The 20,451-nt window shown below is 51.9% G+C and carries 17 protein-coding genes; 6 read left to right on the top strand and 11 right to left on the bottom strand.

What is annotated here, in order from left to right; genetic code table 11:
* Nucleotides 1-85: 85 nt before the first annotated feature.
* Genes LWL52_RS02680 through pyrF form a run of 4 tightly spaced genes read right to left on the bottom strand, consistent with a single transcriptional unit; the run spans nt 86 to nt 4,249 of the window.
* Nucleotides 86-721, bottom strand: a complete 636-nt coding sequence (locus LWL52_RS02680) for a NeuD/PglB/VioB family sugar acetyltransferase (protein WP_242916680.1) — start codon at nt 719-721, stop codon at nt 86-88.
* A 45-nt stretch (nt 722-766) separates the two neighbouring features.
* Nucleotides 767-2,074 (bottom strand): hypothetical protein, encoded by a 1,308-nt coding sequence (locus LWL52_RS02675; RefSeq protein WP_242916678.1) that lies wholly within the window; start codon nt 2,072-2,074, stop codon nt 767-769.
* On the bottom strand, nt 2,071-3,363 hold the full coding sequence (locus LWL52_RS02670) for a DUF2851 family protein (RefSeq protein ID WP_242916676.1): 1,293 nt from the start codon (nt 3,361-3,363) through the stop codon (nt 2,071-2,073). The genes LWL52_RS02675 and LWL52_RS02670 overlap by 4 nt, the downstream gene beginning before the upstream one ends.
* 58 nt (nt 3,364-3,421) lie before the next feature.
* Nucleotides 3,422-4,249, bottom strand: coding sequence for an orotidine-5'-phosphate decarboxylase (pyrF, locus tag LWL52_RS02665; protein WP_242916674.1), 828 nt, complete (start codon nt 4,247-4,249; stop codon nt 3,422-3,424).
* Between the two features lie 340 nt (nt 4,250-4,589).
* Between pyrF and LWL52_RS02660 the strand changes: the two genes are divergently transcribed.
* The gene (locus LWL52_RS02660; protein WP_242916673.1) at nt 4,590-4,979 is read left to right on the top strand and encodes a hypothetical protein; all 390 of its coding nucleotides are present in this window, start codon (nt 4,590-4,592) and stop codon (nt 4,977-4,979) included.
* Nucleotides 4,980-5,054: 75 nt separating this feature from the next.
* On the opposite strand, the gene lolA1 is transcribed toward LWL52_RS02660, so the two are convergent.
* From lolA1 to xerD, 7 genes are all read right to left on the bottom strand, one after another.
* On the bottom strand, nt 5,055-5,699 hold the full coding sequence (gene lolA1, locus LWL52_RS02655) for an outer membrane lipoprotein periplasmic chaperone LolA1 (protein ID WP_242916670.1): 645 nt from the start codon (nt 5,697-5,699) through the stop codon (nt 5,055-5,057).
* 28 nt (nt 5,700-5,727) lie between these two features.
* Nucleotides 5,728-8,316, bottom strand: coding sequence for a DNA translocase FtsK (locus LWL52_RS02650; protein WP_242916668.1), 2,589 nt, complete (start codon nt 8,314-8,316; stop codon nt 5,728-5,730).
* A gap of 911 nt (nt 8,317-9,227) precedes the next feature.
* Complete coding sequence (locus tag LWL52_RS02645; protein ID WP_242916666.1) at nt 9,228-10,259, bottom strand: quinone-dependent dihydroorotate dehydrogenase; 1,032 nt, start codon at nt 10,257-10,259, stop codon at nt 9,228-9,230.
* A 105-nt stretch (nt 10,260-10,364) separates the two neighbouring features.
* Nucleotides 10,365-11,438, bottom strand: coding sequence for a M48 family metallopeptidase (locus tag LWL52_RS02640; protein ID WP_242916664.1), 1,074 nt, complete (start codon nt 11,436-11,438; stop codon nt 10,365-10,367).
* 3 nt (nt 11,439-11,441) lie between these two features.
* Nucleotides 11,442-12,413, bottom strand: coding sequence for a YjgN family protein (locus tag LWL52_RS02635; protein WP_242916662.1), 972 nt, complete (start codon nt 12,411-12,413; stop codon nt 11,442-11,444).
* Nucleotides 12,414-13,430: 1,017 nt separating this feature from the next.
* A complete protein-coding gene (locus LWL52_RS02630) occupies nt 13,431-15,089 on the bottom strand; it encodes a beta-N-acetylhexosaminidase (protein WP_242916660.1) in 1,659 nt (552 codons plus the stop codon).
* 77 nt (nt 15,090-15,166) lie between these two features.
* A complete protein-coding gene (xerD, locus tag LWL52_RS02625; RefSeq protein ID WP_242916658.1) occupies nt 15,167-16,066 on the bottom strand; it encodes a site-specific tyrosine recombinase XerD in 900 nt (299 codons plus the stop codon).
* A 342-nt stretch (nt 16,067-16,408) separates the two neighbouring features.
* Here xerD and aroQ point away from each other — a divergent pair, with 342 nt between their 5' ends.
* The 5 genes from aroQ to LWL52_RS02600 all read left to right on the top strand — a co-directional run bounded on the left by aroQ (nt 16,409) and on the right by LWL52_RS02600 (nt 20,233).
* On the top strand, nt 16,409-16,864 hold the full coding sequence (gene aroQ / locus LWL52_RS02620) for a type II 3-dehydroquinate dehydratase (protein ID WP_242916656.1): 456 nt from the start codon (nt 16,409-16,411) through the stop codon (nt 16,862-16,864).
* A gap of 79 nt (nt 16,865-16,943) precedes the next feature.
* Nucleotides 16,944-18,005, top strand: coding sequence for an aminotransferase class V-fold PLP-dependent enzyme (locus LWL52_RS02615; protein ID WP_242916654.1), 1,062 nt, complete (start codon nt 16,944-16,946; stop codon nt 18,003-18,005).
* A gap of 122 nt (nt 18,006-18,127) precedes the next feature.
* Nucleotides 18,128-18,688 (top strand): MarC family protein, encoded by a 561-nt coding sequence (locus LWL52_RS02610; protein WP_242916652.1) that lies wholly within the window; start codon nt 18,128-18,130, stop codon nt 18,686-18,688.
* Between the two features lie 212 nt (nt 18,689-18,900).
* Entirely contained in the window at nt 18,901-19,365 is a 465-nt protein-coding gene (rnhA, locus tag LWL52_RS02605; protein WP_242916650.1) for a ribonuclease HI, read from the top strand.
* 151 nt (nt 19,366-19,516) lie between these two features.
* Nucleotides 19,517-20,233 carry a tRNA1(Val) (adenine(37)-N6)-methyltransferase gene (locus tag LWL52_RS02600; protein WP_242916648.1) on the top strand — a complete coding sequence of 239 codons (717 nt, stop codon included), beginning with the start codon at nt 19,517-19,519 and terminating at the stop codon, nt 20,231-20,233.
* The last annotated feature ends 218 nt before the right edge of the window (nt 20,234-20,451 follow it).

The raw sequence follows: 20,451 nt of genomic DNA, 5'->3' as shown, positions 1-20,451 counted from the left end.
AAACTACAAAGGTATAAGCAGCTCCTATACCTTGAAATGACATTTATCAGTTCGGCTAAATAACAGCGTGGGCAAGTATAAAAGTTTACTTGATGGGTGCTGCCGGGTTGCCGAACACGGTTGCTTTGGCGGGCACGTCAGCTACGACCACGGCGCCTGCGCCTATGCGGGCACTCTTCCCAATTTTCACACCGGATACGATTACGGCACCCGATCCGATAAAAGCGCCTTCGCCCACAATCACTTCAGCATTGACGATGGCCCCGGCTCCAACCTGCACAAAATCACCCAGCTCGGCCAGCGTATCGATCACAGCATTGGAATGGATCAGGCAGTTGTCGCCGACTCTGGCGTTGTTGTTTACCACGGCGCCGGCCGCCACCAGGTTGCCATGGCCCAGCCACGCATACTCCGACACAGCGCTAAATTTATGAATGGCGTTTACAGGCACGGCCTGGTACTCTTCTTTCAGCAGCTTGATCATGCCTTTGCGGGCGGCGGTATCTTCTACCGCCACAAACACGTCACACTTTTTACCGATCAGCTTCAGAAATTCAGGATCTTCGGTGCTGCTCATTACAGCCACATTGTTCACTTCCTGTTGCTGCAGCTTCTGGCTGTCGTCCAGAAAGCAATACACCATCACGTTGTTGGAGTTAAATATATCCAGTACAGCAGTACCCAGTTTCTGGGCACCAAGTATAATCACCGGGTTTTGCATAGCCTTGTCTTAAATAAGGCGCAAAGGTACAAAAAAGCAGGAACCTTAGAAAGCACCTGTTTTTTGCCTGGCACGCTGTTGATACAGCAGCCTTCTGGCAAAAGCGTTCTGCAGCAGTAGATAGAGTAAAAAAGGAAGAAAAGCAATGCGGTAACGGCTTAACGTACCGAAATTGGGCGTGCTGAGGCCAAAGATAATCGCAAACAACGCCACCAAGGCCAGAAACAACACCTGCTCGGGCGTAAGCACTGCTTTTTTGCGCCGGATGGCTGCGCTAATAGCCAGCAGGGTAAGCAACAGCACGACCAGGTTCTCCAAGCCAATCAGCACGTAGAGCCAGTTACCCGATTCGCCCAGGAAAGGCCTGTAAATGGCACCGAAAACAGCTTCCGGCGCATTTTGTAAAAAGCTGCTGATGGTGGGTGCCAGTTCCGGGTACTGGATATGCGGTCTTTGCTGCGAGAGCGCCAGCAGGTGCTCGTACCCTTCTACCAAGTTCGTATAAAAAAAGCCGTTGCTGTATACTTTAAAAACCAGCATGCCCGCTCCCGTACCAATAAGCAACAATATGAGCAGCAGCAGCGCCTGCCGTTTGGGGTTGCTGAGCAAAGCGCTTGCGCGGCCTCCTGCTTTAATGAGCAGGTAGAGCACCAGCAGCGGCAGCACCAGTAACGCCAGAAAAAACTTGATCCGGCAAAACAGGTATGCCATCGGCAGGGCCAGCAGCAGCGTTGTGAGCGGGAGTTTCCGGAAGTGAGCAAGCTGCAGGAAAAAGGCAATGACCCAGCACATGCTGCCAAACAACAGCGCATCTTTCAACAGGCCGGCGCTCCAGAACACAACGGAGGGGAAAAACAGGAACGCAAGTATGGCTCCCTTCTTATAAGTAGGAGCAGTTTGTGCCAGCACAGCTGTTAACCTGGCAGCTCCCCAGAAACTGAAAAGCGACAGGTAAAAGCCGTTGAGGTAGTAGGAGCTGTTTGTGAGCAGGTTGAGCAGGCTCAGCAGCTTGATGAAAAAAAAGGAATTCGTAAAACCCGGCAAACGCGAGAACGGCACTGACGCTCGGAAAGCATCGTTGCTAAACTCGTTAAAGAAAAGCAGCCGCGCATAGGCACCCGGGTCCTTTTTTGCCAGCTCCGTAAGTATAAGCGAAGCCTTGTGGTAGGTAATGGTATCGCCGCTACCGTAATACTGGAAATAGAGCACTCCCAGCAGGATACCGCAAAAACACTTTAAAAGCAGCGCCGGATAATAGTAAGGCGCTAGTTCCTGTGCCCAGTGCTGCCGCCGTAACAACACGGCCAGTCCTGCCAGTATACTCAGGTTCAGCAACCCTGCCAGTATGCTCACGCGGCGGGTGCGTTTTGTTTCAGTATTTTATGGCCTACCGCGCAGTGCAGGCAGTTTACCGGCTGGCAGTATTGCTTAAATAACCCTAGGGCAGCCTGGTTGTCGGCGGCATTGCGGGCCTGCCAGCCCAGCTCCCCGTACAGGCGCGTGATCTTGTTGCTCTCCTCCCGCACCCGTTCCAGCAGGTTGATGGCTTTGTCCTGGTATACTTTATCGCCGCTAAAACGGGAATAAGCTGCCAGCAAAGGCACCGCCACGTTAATGATCAGATTATGGGCGCTGCCCTTGCCCAGGCTCGTCTGCACGGTTTTGGATACGCGCCCCAGCATATAATGGCGCTGCCAGTAAGCCGAAACAGGCACCCGGAACAAGGCCTCGTATTGCTCGATGGTCGTGGGCTCTGTTAAAGAGGTAAAAAGCGCGGGATAGGCGTGCAGCATCGCGGCCAGCTGGGCCAGCCGCATCGACGGGAAATTGGCCGGCCGCATGCGCAGGAAATTCCACTGGTGGCGCTGCATCCGGTCGGGCTGCAGGTTATACTTATGGCTTAGGAAGTTATACTCCAGCTGCAGGGTCTCTACATAATTATCTAAAGGGGCATTTTCCAGAAAGCCTGCCTGGCCCAGCAACAGGGCTTCCAGGTGCAGCAGGCTGTGGCGGTGGCGCCGCAATATGGCCAGAGGCAGTGCTTTTACCAGTTGCTCTACGGCCGGCTGGTTGGTATTAAACCCGAACCCGCGCAGCAGCACACTGTATGCCGTTTGTTCCCAGTCGTTGCCGCTGGCTTTGTGTACCTGCAGCACCTCGTGCCCTTTTGTTTCCAGCCGCTCCACCAGCGCCCGTTCCAGCATCATCCGCTTGGTAATCTCGTTAACAGCGGGCCAGAAAGGGGCACACGGAATAATATGCTGCGATTGCTTTAACTGCTGGTAAGTATGGAGCAGCGCCAGGTTTACCAGCCCTTTCAGTTCCAGGGTGGGCACCAGGGTGCCATCTGCACGTTGCACAGGTCTATCGGCCTCCCATACCACATGCAGCACCACCTGGTCATACTTCTGATCGTGCTGGTGCTGGTGGCGAAACCAATCAGATGCCCTTAAGTGGATCTCCACGCTGCCCGACCATTCTACCGTCCCTACCTGCAGCAGGGCTTCCTTAAAGTCAGGTCCTGCATCGGCATTATAAAAACCGGTCCGGAGCACCTGCACTGCTTCGCCGTCCGTAGTAGCCAGGGCCGTTTTATCGAAATACTGGTGTTGCCAGATATAGTGCAGAAAGTCCTCTTTCATACCAGGGGGTTGCTGTAGGAATCAAAAAAAGTAAAGGCCCAGGTAGCCGCTTTGCGATTTACCGAATCAGGTGCTGCTCCAGGTATTGTGCCATTTCCTGCTGCACTTCAAGGGCCGCAGCGCGGGCTTTTTCAGCAAAATCTTTCCCGGAGGAGGCGTAAATAATGGCCCGCGATGAGTTGATAAGCAGCCCGCACTGCTGGTTCATGCCCAGCCGCGAGATCTCTTCCAGGCTGCCGCCTTGCGCGCCCACGCCCGGTACCAGCAGAAAATGGTCCGGCACCAGGGCACGTACACGCTGCACATAATCTCCCTGGGTGGCACCTACCACATACATCATCTGGCTGGCAGTGGCCCATTCGGAACTGGTGCGCAACACCTGCTCAAACAAATACTCTTCGCTGCCGTCGGCTAGCCGGAGCATTTGAAAGTCCTGGCTACCGGCATTGGAGGTCAGTGCCAGCAGAATCACCCATTTGCCGTCCTGCGCCAGGAAAGGCTTCACCGAATCGGCACCCATGTACGGCGCTACCGTTACCGAATCGAAGGTCATGTTCTGGAAGAAGGCCCGGGCGTAGAGTTCCGAAGTGTTGCCAATGTCGCCGCGTTTGGCGTCGGCAATGGTAAAGATCTCCTGCGGGATCTGCTGCAGCGTGCGCTCCAGGCTTAGCCAGCCTTTTGGCCCCTGGGCTTCATAAAACGCGATGTTCGGTTTGTAAGCCACACACAGGTCGGCGGTTGCTTCAATAATCTGGCGGTTAAATTCAAATACCGGATCTTCGGAGTCCAGCAGGTGTTGGGGCAGCTTCTGCGGATCGGTATCGAGGCCAATGCACAGGTAAGATTTCTTCAGCAGAATCTGCTCAAATAGCTGTTCTCTTGTCATAGGGTTTGCAGGCTAAGGTTTGTACAAAAATAACCTTTTAGGCGATGCTTCGAAAGGGAAAGTGACCTGCCCGAAGGATCAAGGCATAAGATACAGGAAATTATTTGGATTAAAATACGCAATATGTGATTTTAACGAGCCGGCACAAAAAAATCAGGCAGCATTGATTTCGCCTGCTTCCCTCCTTCTAAGCCATCCAGCCGCTAATTTCCGTTTCTATCGGGCAGCTTTACAGCCAGGCACAGTAACAAAAAATTGCATTACAGTTTAAATGATTGCCGGCCTGCAACCCTTTCCGCGCCCGGCGGGTCCTGATATCGAACCCTTTATAACACGACCTATGAAACACAACGCCTGGCTTTTACCCCTGCTCTTTTTACTGCTTAGCGCCTGCCAAAAACCGGACGAGGAAGTAATGCCGTCCCCTACTCCCACTTCGGTGATAAAAGTGGAAGGCCCGGATTCTGGTAAGGCCGGCGAAGCTGTTTTACTGGATGTATACTTTGTGGTGGCCAATGGCTGCGGGCAATTTGGCTCGTTTGGCACCACTGTGCAGGACAGCGCGACAATTGTGGCGGTTTACCCCGTTTACATAGGCGAAGTATGCACGCTGAATCTGCCCACCCGCAAGGCTGTTTATAGTTATACGCCCACTACAAAAGGAAAGCATACGCTCAAGTTCTGGCAGGGCACCAACAACTACCTCATCAAAACCATTACCGTAGAATAAACAAAAAAAAAACGAGGCTGCCCCAAACAGATTGGGACAGCCTCGTTTTTTATACTTGTATTGTAGCCTAGACTACTAGCGTAAGTCTACTACGTTCACACCCTTATACCTGGTCTTGTTAAAGGCGAAGGCATCGGGGGTAAGGGCCGGGTTGGCCTGAAAGTTCTTGATGGTATAAGTATAGCGGTTGCCGTTGTTACGGAACATCTGCCAGCTTTTCAGGGTATTGTCTTTCTGGTTGATGTAGAGGCGCACCTTAAAAATAGGGTTGCTGCGGTCTTCCGGCGACAGCTCGATCACGTTATACTTGGCGCCTTCCAGGGTTTCGGTGCCGGCAAACGCATACTTGTAGCCTTTTTTATACATATCGAAAATCTTGCCCGGCGACATGCTTTCCGCTTCGGCATCATTCTCCGTAATGGTCACTTCGTTGGCGTCTTTGAGGTACGTCCACATCAGTTTGCCATCGTTGATCACTTCCTGGCCATTTACCTTCAGCCTATACTTGTTTCCGCTCACGGTAATATTACCTTCCATCGTTTCTTTCACTTTGGCGGCCGGGTTTTCCATGGTCTGCGCAAAATCAGCTTTAAAGGCTTTCATGGCGCTATACTTCTGGCTCATGGTGTTCAGAATCTTGCCGGCTTTAGGGTCTTGCTGCGCCATGGCCAGGTTTACAAACAGCAGCACGGCCAGTAGTAGCGAAAATAATCGTTTCATGTCTTTAGATTTCGGGGTTATTGCTTCCTTACCCCATGGTATTCAATAACTGTTCCAAACTGTATTCGTCCGGAATTAAAACTTCGCGGGCCTTGCTGCCCTCAAAGGGCCCCACAATACCAGCCGACTCCAGCTGGTCGATCAAACGGCCGGCGCGGTTGTAACCCAGCTTCAGGCGGCGCTGCAGCAGCGAGGTGCTTCCCTGCTGGTGCTGCACAATAACGCGGGCTGCCTCCTCAAACAGTGGGTCACGGTTGCTGGGGTCGAAGTCGGCTTTCTCGTTGCCGCTTTCATCACCCACAAACTCAGGCAGCAGGTAAGCATCGGAGTAGCCTTGCTGGCCGCCAATAAAGTCGCAAATACGGTCCACTTCCGGAGTATCCACAAACGCACACTGGATGCGCACCATATCCGAGCCAATAGAGAACAGCATGTCGCCCTGGCCGATCAGCTGGTCGGCACCGCCCGCATCCAGAATGGTTCGGGAGTCGATCTTAGAGGTTACTTTAAAAGAGATCCGCGCCGGAAAGTTAGCTTTGATGATACCTGTAATAACGTTTACCGATGGTCGTTGCGTGGCAACCACCAGGTGAATACCGATGGCCCGGGCCAGCTGCGCCAGGCGCGCGATCGGCGTTTCCACCTCTTTGCCCGCCGTCATCATCAAATCGGCCAGCTCGTCAATCACCAGCACGATGTAAGGCATAAACTTGTGGCCCTTTTTGGGGTTCAGGCGGCGCTCTACAAATTTGCGGTTATACTCTTTCAGGTTACGGCAGCCGGCATCTTTGAGCAGGTCGTAGCGCATGTCCATCTCCATACAAAGCGAGTTGAGCGTGTTCACCACCTTTTTAGTATCGGTAATGATGGCCTCGTCGGTATCGGGCAGCTTGGCCAGAAAATGGCGCTCGATCTTGTTAAAGAGCGAAAGCTCCACCTTCTTTGGATCGACCAAAACAAACTTGAGCTGCGAAGGATGGCGTTTGTAGAGCAGCGAGGTCAGGATGGCGTTCAGACCAACTGACTTACCCTGGCCCGTAGCACCTGCCATGAGCAGGTGGGGCATTTTAGCCAGGTCGGTAATAAATACTTCGTTGGTGATGGTCTTGCCAAAGGCGATGGGCAGGTCCATCTCGCTTTTCATGAACTTCTCGGTAGCAAGTATGGATTTGATCGAAACCATCTCCTTTTTGGTGTTCGGCACCTCGATACCGATGGTTCCCTTGCCCGGAATCGGGGCGATAATACGAATCCCCAGGGCCGCTAAGCTCAGGGCAATGTCATCTTCCAGGTTTTTGATCTTGGAAATACGCACGCCGGCATCAGGCACGATCTCATACAAGGTAACGGTGGGGCCGATGGTGGCTTTGATGCTGGCAATACCAATGTTGTAGTGGCCGAGCGTGTCCACGATCTTGTCTTTGTTGGCCTCCAGTTCTTCTTTGGTTACCTGTACTTTGCTCGTGCCATAGTCTGTCAGCAGGTCGATGTGCGGGTATTGGTAGTGGGCCAGGTCCAGCGTGGGGTCATAGTTCTCGCCCGACAAGGCGCGGGCCGCTTTCTCTTCCGGTGTTTCCTCTATCTCCAGGGCCATACTTTCCTCCTCTTCCTCGGGCAGGTCAAAAGGCACCTCTTCCAGGTCTTCGGGCACTTCAACGTCCAGCTCCAGCGAAGGCGCGGCAGGGCGCGCGGGCTCCGGTTTGGGCGCCAGGGCACTGAGTTCCATCTCCAGGGCGCGGTTTATATCCTCGTCCTCGTCCTCAAAATATTCCTCCTCCTCTTCTTCCAGCGAAGCAGTGGGGTCGGCATTGTGGTTGATGCCGCGCGAAGCGGAGCCCATCACGTCGCCCAGCGAAGAAGCGTGATTCTTTTCCGGGGCCACCGCCGCATCAGCTTCCGCCACCGGTTTAGACGCCCAGTTTATACTTGTAATATTAAAGAAGCCTACCAGGAACACGAGCAGCAAAAAGCCCAGCAACAGCCATGCGCCCCAGCCGATCAGGCTGTTGAGCCAGATAGCCGTTTCGATACCGATGCCGCCGCCCAGAAAACCAAGCTTATCCACAGCATCCAACGTGAAAACAATGTAGCCCATCGTCAGGCACAGCCACAGCATACTAAAACTGCACAAGCCCAGCGTATAGGACATGGAGGTGGTAACGCGCTTGAAAACGATGCGCAGCCCGGCCAAAAACAGCACAGGAATTAAGAAAAAAGCACCAATGCCCACCCACTTATAGATGAATAGATGCGACACCCAGGCCCCGACCAGGCCCAGCCAGTTCTCGGCCTCTTTCCCCGACTCCTTGATCCCGGTATTACCTACCGACTCCACCACACTCTGGTCGGCGTGGCCCGTGAAGAGGTAAGAAACAAACGCGATGGTCAGGAAAAAAGACAGCAGCAGAAAGGTAAAGCCGATAAAGAGCTTCACGCGTTTATCTTTCAGGAAACCGATGTTGATCCGGGGAGTGGGCAGCTTAAAAGACCACTTTTTCTTTGCCTTTTTCTGCTTCTCCCCTACCGGCACATTTGCGCTGCGTGGCTCATTCTTCCCCCGCACCTCGTTCTTCCGCCCCGCCTGCAGCGTCTCGTTTCTGTAAGTGTTCTTGGCCATACCCTTGACTAAATTAAGAATCCAAATTTACATTTTTTTGGGTAGATGCCTTGAGGAAATACAGGTTCCTTTCAAATAAAATAAGGAGCTATGTATAGGGGGAATAAGATATACGATCAGACTAGTGCCTGTTGCAGCTCTGCCTGCCTTCTTATACTTAAATGGGATAGCTGCGCCGGGTGGGATTGTGATACAAGGCTAGTTTGTGTGCTTCTGTATACTTGCTGCGAAGTTGCTTAGTAGCGGTTTGCTGTGTTGGTTTATACTTTGGCTATTCTTAGTAGTGGCTGGTTGATGCGTTATACTTCAGGTTATACTTGAAAGGTGCTTCCGTTATACTTGCTGCAGCTGGTCTTCAAGTATAATATCACGGCTATACTTTCTTTCGGCGGCTGGATGTTTTGGCTATACTTTGTAGCTATCGTTTTTCCTCAGTTTTATACTTGACTTGTTTCATCTTCTACTTTGGAGCGCTCCAAGCCCGCGGGGGCTCGTCCTTGCGTTTCGCGCTGCTTTCGTTTCCTGCCTAACGGCTGCCGCTCCCGCGGCACCGGAAACTCTCGAGGCGCTCAACCCAAGGACTGGGATCTATTCGATAGCGGCTGTCTTTAACTATGCAACTTAAACCAAGTCCCCCTTTGAAGGGGGTAGGGGGATGTTTTCTTTACCCTAAACTATACTGTTTATACTTTGGCTAAAGTATAAACTTACTATTCATCCCTTTTTCTATTCTGTCATCCTGAAAGGATCTTGGTGGAAGGGAGGTGAAGCCTAAACTACAACACTTATACTTGCAAAGCAGTAATAACAGACTCCCCTCCTTGACAAGGAGGAGTCAAGGGTGGTTGGACCCGGTACTGCAACGCTTCTACTTCAAAAGCCCCTAACAACGCTCTAAAAACTAGAGCCCCCTACCTCTCCAGCAGCTTTTTATTGATGCGGCTTACCAGGGCGGGGCCTTCGTAGATAAAGCCGGTGTAGAGCTGCACCAGGTCGGCGCCGGCGGCTAGTTTTTCCAGCGCATCCTCTGCCGTCATAATGCCCCCTACGCCAATGATCTTGATTTCTTGGGGCAATTGCCGGCGCAGGTAGCGAATAATTTCGGTGGCGTGTTGGGTGAGCGGTTTTCCGCTCAGGCCTCCTGCTCCTATCTCTGACACGCGGGCGGCAGGCGTGTGCAGGCCTTCACGGCTGATGGTGGTGTTGGTGGCAATAATACCGCTCAATTTAGCCTCAACAGCAATTTCGATGATGTCATTGAGCTGCGCCTCATTCAAATCAGGCGCAATTTTGAGCAGCAGCGGTTTGGGCTTTGGCATGGCATGGTTTTGCTCCTGCAACGCCAGCAACAGTTGTTTGAGCGGCTCTTTTTCCTGCAGTGCCCGCAGGTCGGGCGTGTTGGGCGAGCTGACGTTTACTACAAAATAATCTACCACGTCAAACAGCGCTTTAAAGCAATAGAGGTAATCGTTGAGGGCTTCCTCGTTGGGCGTGGTCTTGTTTTTTCCGATGTTACCACCCACAATAATGTTGCTTTTCCGCTTTTTGAGGCGCTGCACGGCCGCATCCACGCCTTCGTTGTTAAAGCCCATGCGGTTAATGATGGCCTGGTCCTGCGGCAGCCGGAACAGGCGCGGCTTGTCGTTGCCCGGCTGCGGACGGGGCGTCAGGGTACCGATCTCGATAAAACCGAACCCCAGGTGAGCCAGCTCGTCTACCAACCCGGCATTTTTGTCGAAGCCGGCTGCCAACCCTACCGGGTTCGGAAATTTGAGTCCAAACAGCTCCCGCTCCAGCCGCGCATCCGCTACCCGAAACATACTTTGGCTGATACCGGTAGCAAGCGGCAGTTTAAAAGCCGTTTTCAGGGCATCGGTGGTCAGGTAATGGACTTTCTCCGGATCGAGTTTGAAGAGCAGGGGGCGAAGCAGGCTTTTATACACGGCAGCGGGGTTTGGTTATACTTGCTAAGAGCAAAGATAGAAAACGGAACCATACCATGCTTAGGAAGTATAGCTGCCGGAGCGGCAAGCGTGACGTGTTTTCTGCTACTCTTCGGCTTTCAGTGCAGCCCAGGCTGCTTCCAGGGCTTGATCAGGTACCGGCTTATAGGTTGTTTTAGCTAACTGGCGCTGCAGTTCTGCAATTCTGGTCGGGGTGCGCGGGTGGGTGCTAAGGAATTCCATGTAAGCCGGCACGTCTGCCTCCAGCCGTTGCAGCAGCCATACCATACCGCGGGCATCCAGGCGGTTTTGTTTTAACAGGGCCAGCCCTGCCTTATCGGCGTCCTGCTCTGCCGAACGGCTATATTCCAGGTTATGCAGCGCATTGGCATTATCCACAATAACGGCAGCAAGGCCACTGATATCCCCAAAAAGCACTGAAAGTAGCATGTAATACGAGAGGCTGCGCGCTAGTGCACGGGTAGAGTGGCGCAGCTGCACATGCCCGATCTCGTGGCCCAGCAGTCCGGCCAGTTCTTCGTGCCGTTTCATTTTATCTAACAGCCCGCTGTGCAGCACCACAAAGCCGCCTGGCACGGCGTAGGCGTTCACCTGGTCGCTTTTTACCACCACCGCACTAACCGGGAAATCGGAGGAGACCTGCAGGTTGGCCAGGTAGCTGTTCAGCGCCACGGTTCGGGCCGAATCTACTTCTTCGTGCTGCAGCAACTGCGCGTGCAGCTGCTCCCCTAACGTCCGTTCAAACTTTTTCGGAAAATGCGCAGCGGCACGGTCAGCCAGGAACGGAACGCCCCAGATAAAAAAGACTACAGCCAAAGCCAGCAAGCTCAGCCCGGCTACTGCCAGGACCACCGGTCCGGTGCGCAGAAACGAGGTATAGCTTGACTGCAGGAAAGCGGCTCCCTTGTAGGTTTCTTCCAGCGCCTTACGGAAGCCCTGCTCAAAAACAGCTATACTTTGCTGCGGCTGTTTGCCATAGCGCAGCAGCGTGGTGGCATCATTGAACTCGGAATGCTGCAAGCCTTCCAGCTCCCAGAAAACAGTACCGTTTTCCTCACCGGCGCTGTATTGTATGCGTAGCCCGGTTTGTGTTAAAACGATAACGGCGGGCATGCCTTGTGCTACCCGCCCGTTATAGTATTTCCCTTCGTATTCCATTCGTTATACTAAGCCAATATCCAGCACATCGGCGATATCCTCATACATGGCGTTGGTGTAAGCTTCCTCGGTTTGCACCAGCGTGTCCGGATCAAACGTACCAATTAGCGTGGCATTGTTCAGGACAAAGGACATGGTGCGCGTAGTGGCCCAGGCAATGCCAAGCCCCAGCGTAAAAATGATCAGCAGCAGGTTTCCTACCGCCAGTTTCAGGTATTCCCAGCCACTCACCTGGCACTGCAGGCGGCTGTAGCTTTCGTCCTGCACCACCACAATATTATCAGTATAAAAACGCAGCAGGTCTTTTGCATACCAAAATGCGTAAACGCCCAGGGTCAGCAGGGTTAGGAAGTAACCTTTGAGGTGAAGCACCAGCAGGTCGGATCCTTCGCCGGTGTAGCGAAGGTGGGCGCTGCCAAAACGGACGTTTTCGATGATCTCTTTACGCACTTTTACCACGAACCATGCCCCATAGATGCCAAAAGTAATGATGGTGAAAAACAAATGCAGGAGGTAAACGCCCAGCAAATGGCTGGCCGAGCCACGGTAGCCCATGTGGATGCCGCGCCAGCTGGTGCGGGAGGTCCTGTACTTCATCGCGCCATGTATGGCCACCGGCAAAAGCAGCATAATGCCCGCAAAAAAGGTCAGGAAACATACCGCTTTTACCGTGTTGCTGCCGCTCATGTAGCCGTAAATCATCACGCCGTAAAGTATAGCCAGCAAGGCAAGCCCTTTAATAAAGCCCGCAAACATTTCTTTACCAGTGCCATGGAAGGTAAAAGGACTGCCGGCCATTTCGGTTTTGCGGTAAAGGTACTGCAGCGTTTTGGCCTTGGCCCAAGGGTAATAAAGCCCCAGCGTAATTGCCGTCAGAAAGAGGTTGACCAGCTGGATCGTGAACAGCTCTTTTCCTTTTCCGGTAAAGGAAAAGGCGGTTGTTTGTTTTTCCTGCTCAAGTAAAGGTGTTGTCATAGAAATTTAAATTGATGAGGTGACAAAGGCCAGACGAACAGCAGCAGCCATTTTCTTCGTAGGTGCTGTTATTCACTCTTTTAAATATAGTAATTACTTTATTTAATTTACCTGCCCCTGTCCTTTTATTTTCCTGCCTTATACTATCTATAGCCTGTGTTTATACTAGGAGCTGGCATGACGTTTCTAAAGGTAATCCCTGTAGGGACAGGTCGCGACCTGTCCGCGCGATGGCGCCTGCTAGGAAAGTATAACCTAAGTATAGCCATTGTAGAAAGTCCCCCTTTGAAGGGGGTAGGGGGATGTACTTCCTTCTCTTAAACTAAGCTTCTCAGACTTTGGCTCAAGTATAACCTCTTCCCTGGCGCAAATTTTCAAACTTGTGTTTTTTTGTAGTGTTAAGTCTCTGACTTCACTGAGGCTGAAGGCCTCAGGATCACTGGTACTGGATAGCTGGTATTTTTATACTTGCTGATGCTTTGGCAGCTTCTAACTACATACCTCTTTGCAAGCTTTTCGCCTCGCCGGCTAGGCCTTCCTTTTCTCCTTGATGAGAAAAGGAAGCAAAAGAATCAAGACAATTCGAAACTCGCTGAACGCTCAAACATCGAATCGTCAAAGGTGCACCTGGCTCATGTATACTTCTGTTGCTGTACTTATCACCAGCAATAACTATGAGCTTAGTGTCATTTCGAACAAAGTGAGATATCTGATACTGACACATGAAGTGGTTTTAAACAGATCTCTCCTATCGTCGAGATGACAGCAAGGGATTGATTCTTCCCACAATAGTGTAATCTACAGAGCTTATACTTCGCCAGCAGTAACTACAGGCTCCCCTCCTTAGAAAAGGAGGGGCAGGGGTAGTTGGATCAGTCAGCTATGAAACTTATACTTCAAAAGTACAGCTACAAATTGACGTCTCCTCCCAGTAAAGGACTAGGGTAAGGTATTCAAAAAAACAGCTCTTCAGGTTATACCTGAAGAGCTGTGAAGTATAAAAAGCCTGCAATCTGCTTACTGTTGTTTTTGCTTATCACTGGTCCAAATTTCGAAGTTCTTGAAATAAGCGCTTTTCCAGAAGTTATACCTTGGGATAATGGCCGTTTTGAGCCGTCGCTTGAAATCAGCGTAATCCTTTTTCTCGGGCGCCGTCCACAGCACTTCGCTTAGGGCCGTCATCCGCGGGAAGATCATGTATTCTACTTTGGCCGGGTTGCCCATATACTCGGTCCATACATTGCCCTGGGCTCCGATAATATGCTGCTGAAGCGGGGTGTTTTTCAGGCTGGCAGGCACCGGCTCATACTTGTACACGGCATCCAGCGGGTTGTAGCCATGTATGGCCAGACTGTCCTTGGGGTCTTTGGACTGGTAACTGTCGAAGTAGAGGGGTACGCCCGGCGTCATGATCACAGGGTGCTTGCGGGTGGCTGCCGCTATGCCTTCCTTGTCGCCGCCCCAGTTCATGATCACGGCCGAATTGTCCAGGTCGCCTTCCAATATTTCGTGCCAGCCAATCACTTTTTTGCCTTTTTCGGCCACATAGCCGGCCACCTGCTCTATAAAATAGGTCTGCAAGCCTTTTTCGTCTTTCAACTTGTGGTCCTTGATAAATTTCTGGGAAGCCGGATCGGCTTTCCACCACATTTTGCTGCACTCGTCGCCACCAATGTGGATGTAAGGCGACGGGAAAAGATCGGCTACCTCGTGGAACACCGTGCGCAGGAATTTAAACGTGGCCGGATTGGGCGCCAGCACATTGTTCTGGCGGTTATACATGCCCCAGGTTGTAGCCACATTCCAGGTCGTGTCCGGTTTGGTGCTAAACTCAGGGTAGGCGGCAATAGTGGCGCGGCTGTGGCCTGGAATATCGATTTCGGGGATGATGCTGATGCCGCGAACAGCTGCATAACGGATCACCTGGCGCACCTCGTCCTTGGTATAAAAGCCGCCGTAGCGTGTAGAATCATATCTGGCCGGCACATCCTTAAAATGCCCGATCAGGGTAGCGTTTCGCCAGGAACCCACCGTGTTCAGCTTCGGGTACGAGTCGATCTGGATACGCCAGCCCTGGTCATCGGTCAGGTGCCAGTGAAAGGTATTGAATTTATGGAAAGCCAGGTAATCGATGTACTTTTTGATAAAGGAAACCGGGAACATGTGGCGCACCACGTCCAGGTGCATGCCCCGGTAGGCAAAGCGGGGATAGTCTTTTACCGTCACGTTCGCAATTTTAGCTTCGGCTACCTGCCCTAACGGAAAGAGTTGCAGCAGCGTCTGGATGCCGTATACCATGCCGCCCGTGTCTCTGGCCCGAATCGTGATGTCCTTTCCTTCCACGGTCAGAGTATACATTTCGGCTTTGCTGATGACTTTGGCATCGAACAGCAGGTAAATATGGTGATGGGTTTTAGCCTTGCTCTGGCCATTGAGATAAGCGGACAGCTTCAGGCCGGTCTGGGCAGCCAGCATCTCCTTTAAAAAAGCTGCCTGGTCTGCAAACGGCTTATCGAACAGGATCTGCGCTTTCGAGTCGATGGTCACGTGCCCGCCGGACTTAATCACCTCCACCGGCTTGGGAACGATATCGTCCACGGATTGAGCAAAAGCTGCAAACGGAAAAGCAAAAGAAAGGAACAGGGCAAGAAGGGCGGGCCAGTGTTTTAAGGTCATGAGTGTGCTGGAAAGTATACTTGTAAGTTTGATGCTGGATGAAGGGAGGTAATACAGGTATAAAAAGTGAATACTGCTCAACTTCGCGGGTGGAAGTCTTTGATGATCTGCTTGAGGTAATCGCGGTCCAGGTGGGTATAGATCTCGGTGGTGGTGATGGACTCGTGGCCCAGCATTTCCTGCACCGCCCGCAGGTCGGCCCCGCCTTCGATCAGGTGGGTGGCAAACGAGTGACGGAACGTATGGGGGCTCACCGTTTTCTGAATACCCGCTTTGGCGGCCACGTCTTTGATGATGGTAAATACCATGACCCGCGACATTTTGGTGCCGCGGCGGTTCAGGAAAATAATATCCTCGTTGCCTTTTTTGATCTCCAGGTGGCAGCGCACGCCCTCCTTGTACAGGTTGATGTGTTTGAGCGCATCGCGGCCAATAGGCACCAGGCGCTCTTTCTCGCCTTTACCGGATACTTTCAGAAAACCGGCATCTTCGTAGAGGTTGCTCAGTTTCAGATCGAGCAGCTCCGATACGCGCAGGCCCGAACTATAAAGTGTTTCCAGCATGGCCCGGTTGCGCGTTCCCTCAGGCGTAGACAAATCGATGGCGGCCAGCAGCTGCTCTATTTCATGAAAGTTGAGTGTATCGGGCAATTTGCGGCTTAGCTTGGGCGCTTCCACGGTATCGGTGGGATCGGTCTGCATCATGTCTTCCATGATCAGGAATTTATAAAAAGCGCGGATACCGGACAGGGTGCGGGCCTGCGAGTGCGGCGTCATGCCCAGTTCATTTATCCACTGCAGAAACTCGCGCAGGATAGCCGGCGTCAGCTGCTCGGGCGCCACTTGCAGGTTCTTCATGCCCAGGAAATCGTGCAGCTTCCGGATATCGCGCAGGTAAGCCTCCACTGAGTGGCCGGACAGCGACTTTTCCAATCGCAGGTATTGTTCAAATTGCTTGATGCAAATAGGCCAGTTCATGGAGAATTACGAATTAAGAATTACGAATTAAGCGTTTTTAAAGCACAAACGGCTTTGCTGCTCTGCCGGATTTGCAAATTCTGATGTTACACACTTGCCGATTGCAAATCCGAAAGAGCGAATTCTTTAACGTATAAAACCTCCGGATTATAAATCTAAACGAGCGAAGTGCATTACGATTAAAGACAATTCGACAACGAACAAACGAACAAGTATAAGGCACCCTCGCCAGAAACTCTTTTATCTTTTGTCAAACTTTCTTTTATCAGGAAATAAAGCAAAGGTAGTTAATCCTTACCTTTGTTCTCTCGGAAATTTGCTAAACGCCACATCCTTTACCCTATGAAGATACTCATTCTGAATGGCCCGAACCTGAATTTGCTGGGCACCCGCGAAAAGTCAGTGTATGGCACCCGCTCCTTCGAAGATTATTTCAAGGAGCTGGAAAAGGATTTCCCGGGCCTAGAGCTCTCCTACTTTCAGTCCAACACCGAAGGCGTGCTGATCGACAAGCTGCACGAGGTGGGGTTCAGTTACAAAGGCATTGTGTTTAACGGCGGTGCTTATACGCATACTTCGGTGGCGCTTTCGGATGCCATCAAAGCCATCGACACGCCGGTGGTGGAGGTGCACATTTCCAATGTGTATGCGCGCGATGCTTTCCGGCACAAGAGCATGTTCGCTGCCTTCTGCACCGGCGTCATCACCGGGTTTGGGCTGGAAAGTTACCGCCTTGCCTTACAGTATTTTGAGCGACTGAAGCCGAAACAAATCGGGTTCGGTGTAAAAAACGCGTAACATCTGGCGTTTATACTTCGTCAACGTAAAATAATCTCCTTAATATAGTTATTAGGCTATATTCCGTTAACTTACTCACATGCTTAACTTTTATCCCGGTCCTTCTAAAGTATACCCCGACGTGCGCACCTACCTGACAGATGCATATGACGAGGGAATTTTGAGCACGCCACACCGGGGAGAGCAGTTTGTGCAGCTGTCGCGGGCGGTTGTAGGCTCCCTTAAGCGCCGGCTCAACATCCCGCAGGACTATCATATTTTCTTTACCTCGTCGGCTACCGAGTGCTGGGAGATCATCATCCAGAGCTTGACCAAAACCAAAAGCGCCCATATTTACAACGGCTCCTTTGGCGAGAAATGGTTTGAATATGCCCGCAAGCTTCGCCCCGCTGCCGAAGGCATTGCCTTTGACGTGAACGAGCCGATGCCGGTGGAGCAGCTCGCCATCAGTTCCGACACCGAGCTGATCTGCTTTACCCAGAACGAAACCTCCAACGGCACGCAGGTGTCGGCCAATACGATTCTGAACCTGCACAACCGCTTCCGCGACACGCTCATTGCCGTGGATGCCACCTCGTCGATGGCCGGGCTCAACTTAAAGCTGATAAAAGCGGATATCTGGTTTGCTTCGGTGCAGAAGTGCTTTGGCCTGCCGCCCGGGCTGGGCATCCTGGTGTGTTCGCCGAGGGCTATTTTCCGGGCCAAGCAAATGGCCGAGCGCAACCACTACAACAGCCTGGTGCCCATGTATGAGAAAATGCTCAACTACCAGACCACGCACACCCCCAACGAGCTAAGTATTTACCTGCTCAAGCGCGTGCTGGAAGACAGGCCCTTTATTAAAACCATTGACGAGGAGCTGACCGAGCGGGCGCAGGAACTGTATACCTTCTTTGAGCAGTTTGCCGATTTCAGGCCTTTGGTAGAGAATGAGGAGGTGCGCTCTAAAACCGTGCTCACGTTGCAGGGAAGTGAGCGGCTGATCGATGACATGAAAAAACGGGCGCTCCACCACCACATCCGGCTGGGGAATGGTTACGGCCAGTGGGCACGCACCACGTTCCGGATCGCCAACTTCCCGGCCATCGACAACGAGGAGTACGAAGAACTCAAACGCTTCTTCCTGCATTATTACGCCTGATCGCAGTTAGAAAGGTAAAAGTTCGAAGGTTAAAAAGTTGTTGTGTAGGAATTATCGACCTCTTTAACTTTCTAACTCTTTAACTTTCTAACGCTCTAACTTCTAAACTTTCTAACTTCCCTATGCTTAGCCTGAAAGAGATCGCCTCTGTTACGCTGATTTTGTTTGCCGTGATCGATATTATCGGCTCCATCCCTATTATTATCAACCTGCGCCAGCGCGAAGGCAAGATAGAGTCGGAGAAAGCTACCATCGTGTCGGGTGTGCTCATGATCGCGTTCCTGTTTCTGGGGCAATCGATCTTAAAGCTGTTCGGGCTCGATTTCGAGTCATTTGCCATGGCCGGTGCCATCATTATTTTCCTGATCGGCCTGGAGATGATCCTGGGCAAAGACTTCTTCCACACCGACCCCGAAAGTAAAAGTGGCTCTATCGTACCCCTGGCATTTCCGCTTATTGTCGGAGCCGGCACCATGACTACACTGCTCTCGTTGCGCGCCGCTTACTCGCTGCCCAACATATTGGTGGGCATTGTGCTGAACCTGGTGTTCGTATACATTGTACTCAAATCCTCAAGCTGGATCGAGCGCAAACTCGGCAAAGAAGGCGCCAACGTGCTCCGCAAAGTATTCGGTATTATCCTGCTGGCGATTGCCATCAAGCTGTTTAAGACAAATCTGTAGAAGATTGAATAACTGAATTTTGAATAATTGAATCTCTTCTCTGTTATTTGAAAAGATCCTGGTGCCAGAGAGCAAAGGCAATTTAGGCTACCCAACAAGATCCCCCGCAACAAGTGCGGGATCAGCGACTTTCAGGATGACAAAGGGGAAAGGACCAAGTATAAAACTCACTCATTCAGTTATTCAAAGTTCAGTTATTCAAAATTGAATTTATGATCGAATTATTTACCGACGGATCGTCGCGCGGCAACCCGGGGCCGGGTGGTTACGGCACCATCTTACGCTGGAAACAGCACGAAAAGGAATTGAGCGAAGGCTTCCGGAAAACAACCAATAACCGCATGGAGTTGCTGGCGGTGATTGTAGGGCTGGAGGCGATTACCAAGCCCGGCATGCCGGTTACCATTTACTCCGACTCCAAGTATGTGGTGGATGCCGTGGAAAAACGCTGGGTGTTTGGCTGGCAGAAAAAAGGCTTTGCCGGCAAAGCAAACGCCGATCTGTGGCAACGCTTTCTGCGCATTTACCCCAAGAACCAGGTAAAGTTTGTCTGGATACGCGGCCACGCCGGCCACCCCGAAAACGAGCGCTGCGACCAGCTGGCGGTGGCCAGTGCGCTCTCCCCTAACCTGCTCATCGACCAGGGATTTGAGTCGGGCATGTATAATTCGAAATAATTTTGAATAATTGACTTTTGAATAATTGAATACAAGTATGAAATGAGTGAACAGACGCAATGAGGTATACTTCCAGCTAACCCAATTCCTTTATTCTAATCTGTATACATTCAAAATTCAGTTATTCAAAATTCAGTCATTCAAAATTAAAATGGCTAACACCTATTTCCAGTTCAAGCAGTTCAGGGTAGCGCAGGAAAAGTGCGCCATGAAGGTTTGTACCGACTCCTGCCTCTTTGGTGCTTACGTGCCCGTCGCGCAGGCGCAGCACATCCTGGACATTGGCACCGGCACTGGCCTGCTCTCCCTGATGGCCGCGCAGCGCTCCGGGGCAAGTATAGATGCTGTGGAAATAAACGCTGCCGCCCAGCAGCAGGCACAGGAAAATTTTGCGGCAAGCCCCTGGGCCAGGCGGCTACACCTGCACCCGGTCAGCTTGCAGGAATATGCCCGCTATAGCCGGCAGAAGTATGATGTTATCCTGGCTAACCCGCCTTTTTTCCAGGGCTCGCTGAAATCGGCGGACGCAGCCAAAAATACGGCCAAGCACACCGGCGACCTCTTCTTTACCGATATTCTGGAATTTGCGCAGGAGCACCTGACGCCGCAAGGCAACTTATACCTGCTGCTACCCCCCGACGAGGCCCTTCATTTTGCCTCGCTTGCCCCGGCACATGGCTTATACCTGGCGCACACGCTGCAGGTATACACACGGATAGGGGGCAAATGCATCCGCCACATCCAAACTTATGCCTTCCTGCCGGTTACTTCCCCAACCGGTAGTTTACTTCACATCCGCGAGGCAGATGCGGTGACTTATACTTCGGAGTTCAGGGCCTTGCTCAGCGCCTATTACCTGATCTTTTAGCAGCGCCATACTTCCGCTTTATACCTGCAGCGGCACCATACTTCATTTCAGATTGCAGTGCCCGGGCAAATGCGCACCTGGTAAGCTTCGGGAACTTGTCCAGCGATCCTGATCAGCCAACTCTCCCTTTCCTAACTCCCTGATTTCTAAGCTTCCGTAAAATTACAAGATACTCTGCCGCACTTTTATTTTAGTTCACCGCTTCATCCGGGCTATTC

Source organism: Pontibacter liquoris (assembly GCF_022758235.1).
Taxonomy (GTDB): domain Bacteria; phylum Bacteroidota; class Bacteroidia; order Cytophagales; family Hymenobacteraceae; genus Pontibacter; species Pontibacter liquoris.
Note: the sequence above shows the minus strand (reverse complement) of the source record. Positions and strands in the feature narration are given on the sequence as shown.

Coding starts and splice junctions, on each gene's coding strand:
- LWL52_RS02680 (WP_242916680.1), bottom strand. CDS start 721: ATGCAAAACCCGGTGATTATACTTGGTGCCCAGAAACTGGGTACTGCT.
- LWL52_RS02670 (WP_242916676.1), bottom strand. CDS start 3,363: ATGAAAGAGGACTTTCTGCACTATATCTGGCAACACCAGTATTTCGAT.
- pyrF (WP_242916674.1), bottom strand. CDS start 4,249: ATGACAAGAGAACAGCTATTTGAGCAGATTCTGCTGAAGAAATCTTAC.
- LWL52_RS02660 (WP_242916673.1), top strand. CDS start 4,590: ATGAAACACAACGCCTGGCTTTTACCCCTGCTCTTTTTACTGCTTAGC.
- lolA1 (WP_242916670.1), bottom strand. CDS start 5,699: ATGAAACGATTATTTTCGCTACTACTGGCCGTGCTGCTGTTTGTAAAC.
- LWL52_RS02650 (WP_242916668.1), bottom strand. CDS start 8,316: ATGGCCAAGAACACTTACAGAAACGAGACGCTGCAGGCGGGGCGGAAG.
- LWL52_RS02640 (WP_242916664.1), bottom strand. CDS start 11,438: ATGGAATACGAAGGGAAATACTATAACGGGCGGGTAGCACAAGGCATG.
- LWL52_RS02635 (WP_242916662.1), bottom strand. CDS start 12,413: ATGACAACACCTTTACTTGAGCAGGAAAAACAAACAACCGCCTTTTCC.
- LWL52_RS02630 (WP_242916660.1), bottom strand. CDS start 15,089: ATGACCTTAAAACACTGGCCCGCCCTTCTTGCCCTGTTCCTTTCTTTT.
- xerD (WP_242916658.1), bottom strand. CDS start 16,066: ATGAACTGGCCTATTTGCATCAAGCAATTTGAACAATACCTGCGATTG.
- aroQ (WP_242916656.1), top strand. CDS start 16,409: ATGAAGATACTCATTCTGAATGGCCCGAACCTGAATTTGCTGGGCACC.
- LWL52_RS02615 (WP_242916654.1), top strand. CDS start 16,944: ATGCTTAACTTTTATCCCGGTCCTTCTAAAGTATACCCCGACGTGCGC.
- LWL52_RS02610 (WP_242916652.1), top strand. CDS start 18,128: ATGCTTAGCCTGAAAGAGATCGCCTCTGTTACGCTGATTTTGTTTGCC.
- rnhA (WP_242916650.1), top strand. CDS start 18,901: ATGATCGAATTATTTACCGACGGATCGTCGCGCGGCAACCCGGGGCCG.
- LWL52_RS02600 (WP_242916648.1), top strand. CDS start 19,517: ATGGCTAACACCTATTTCCAGTTCAAGCAGTTCAGGGTAGCGCAGGAA.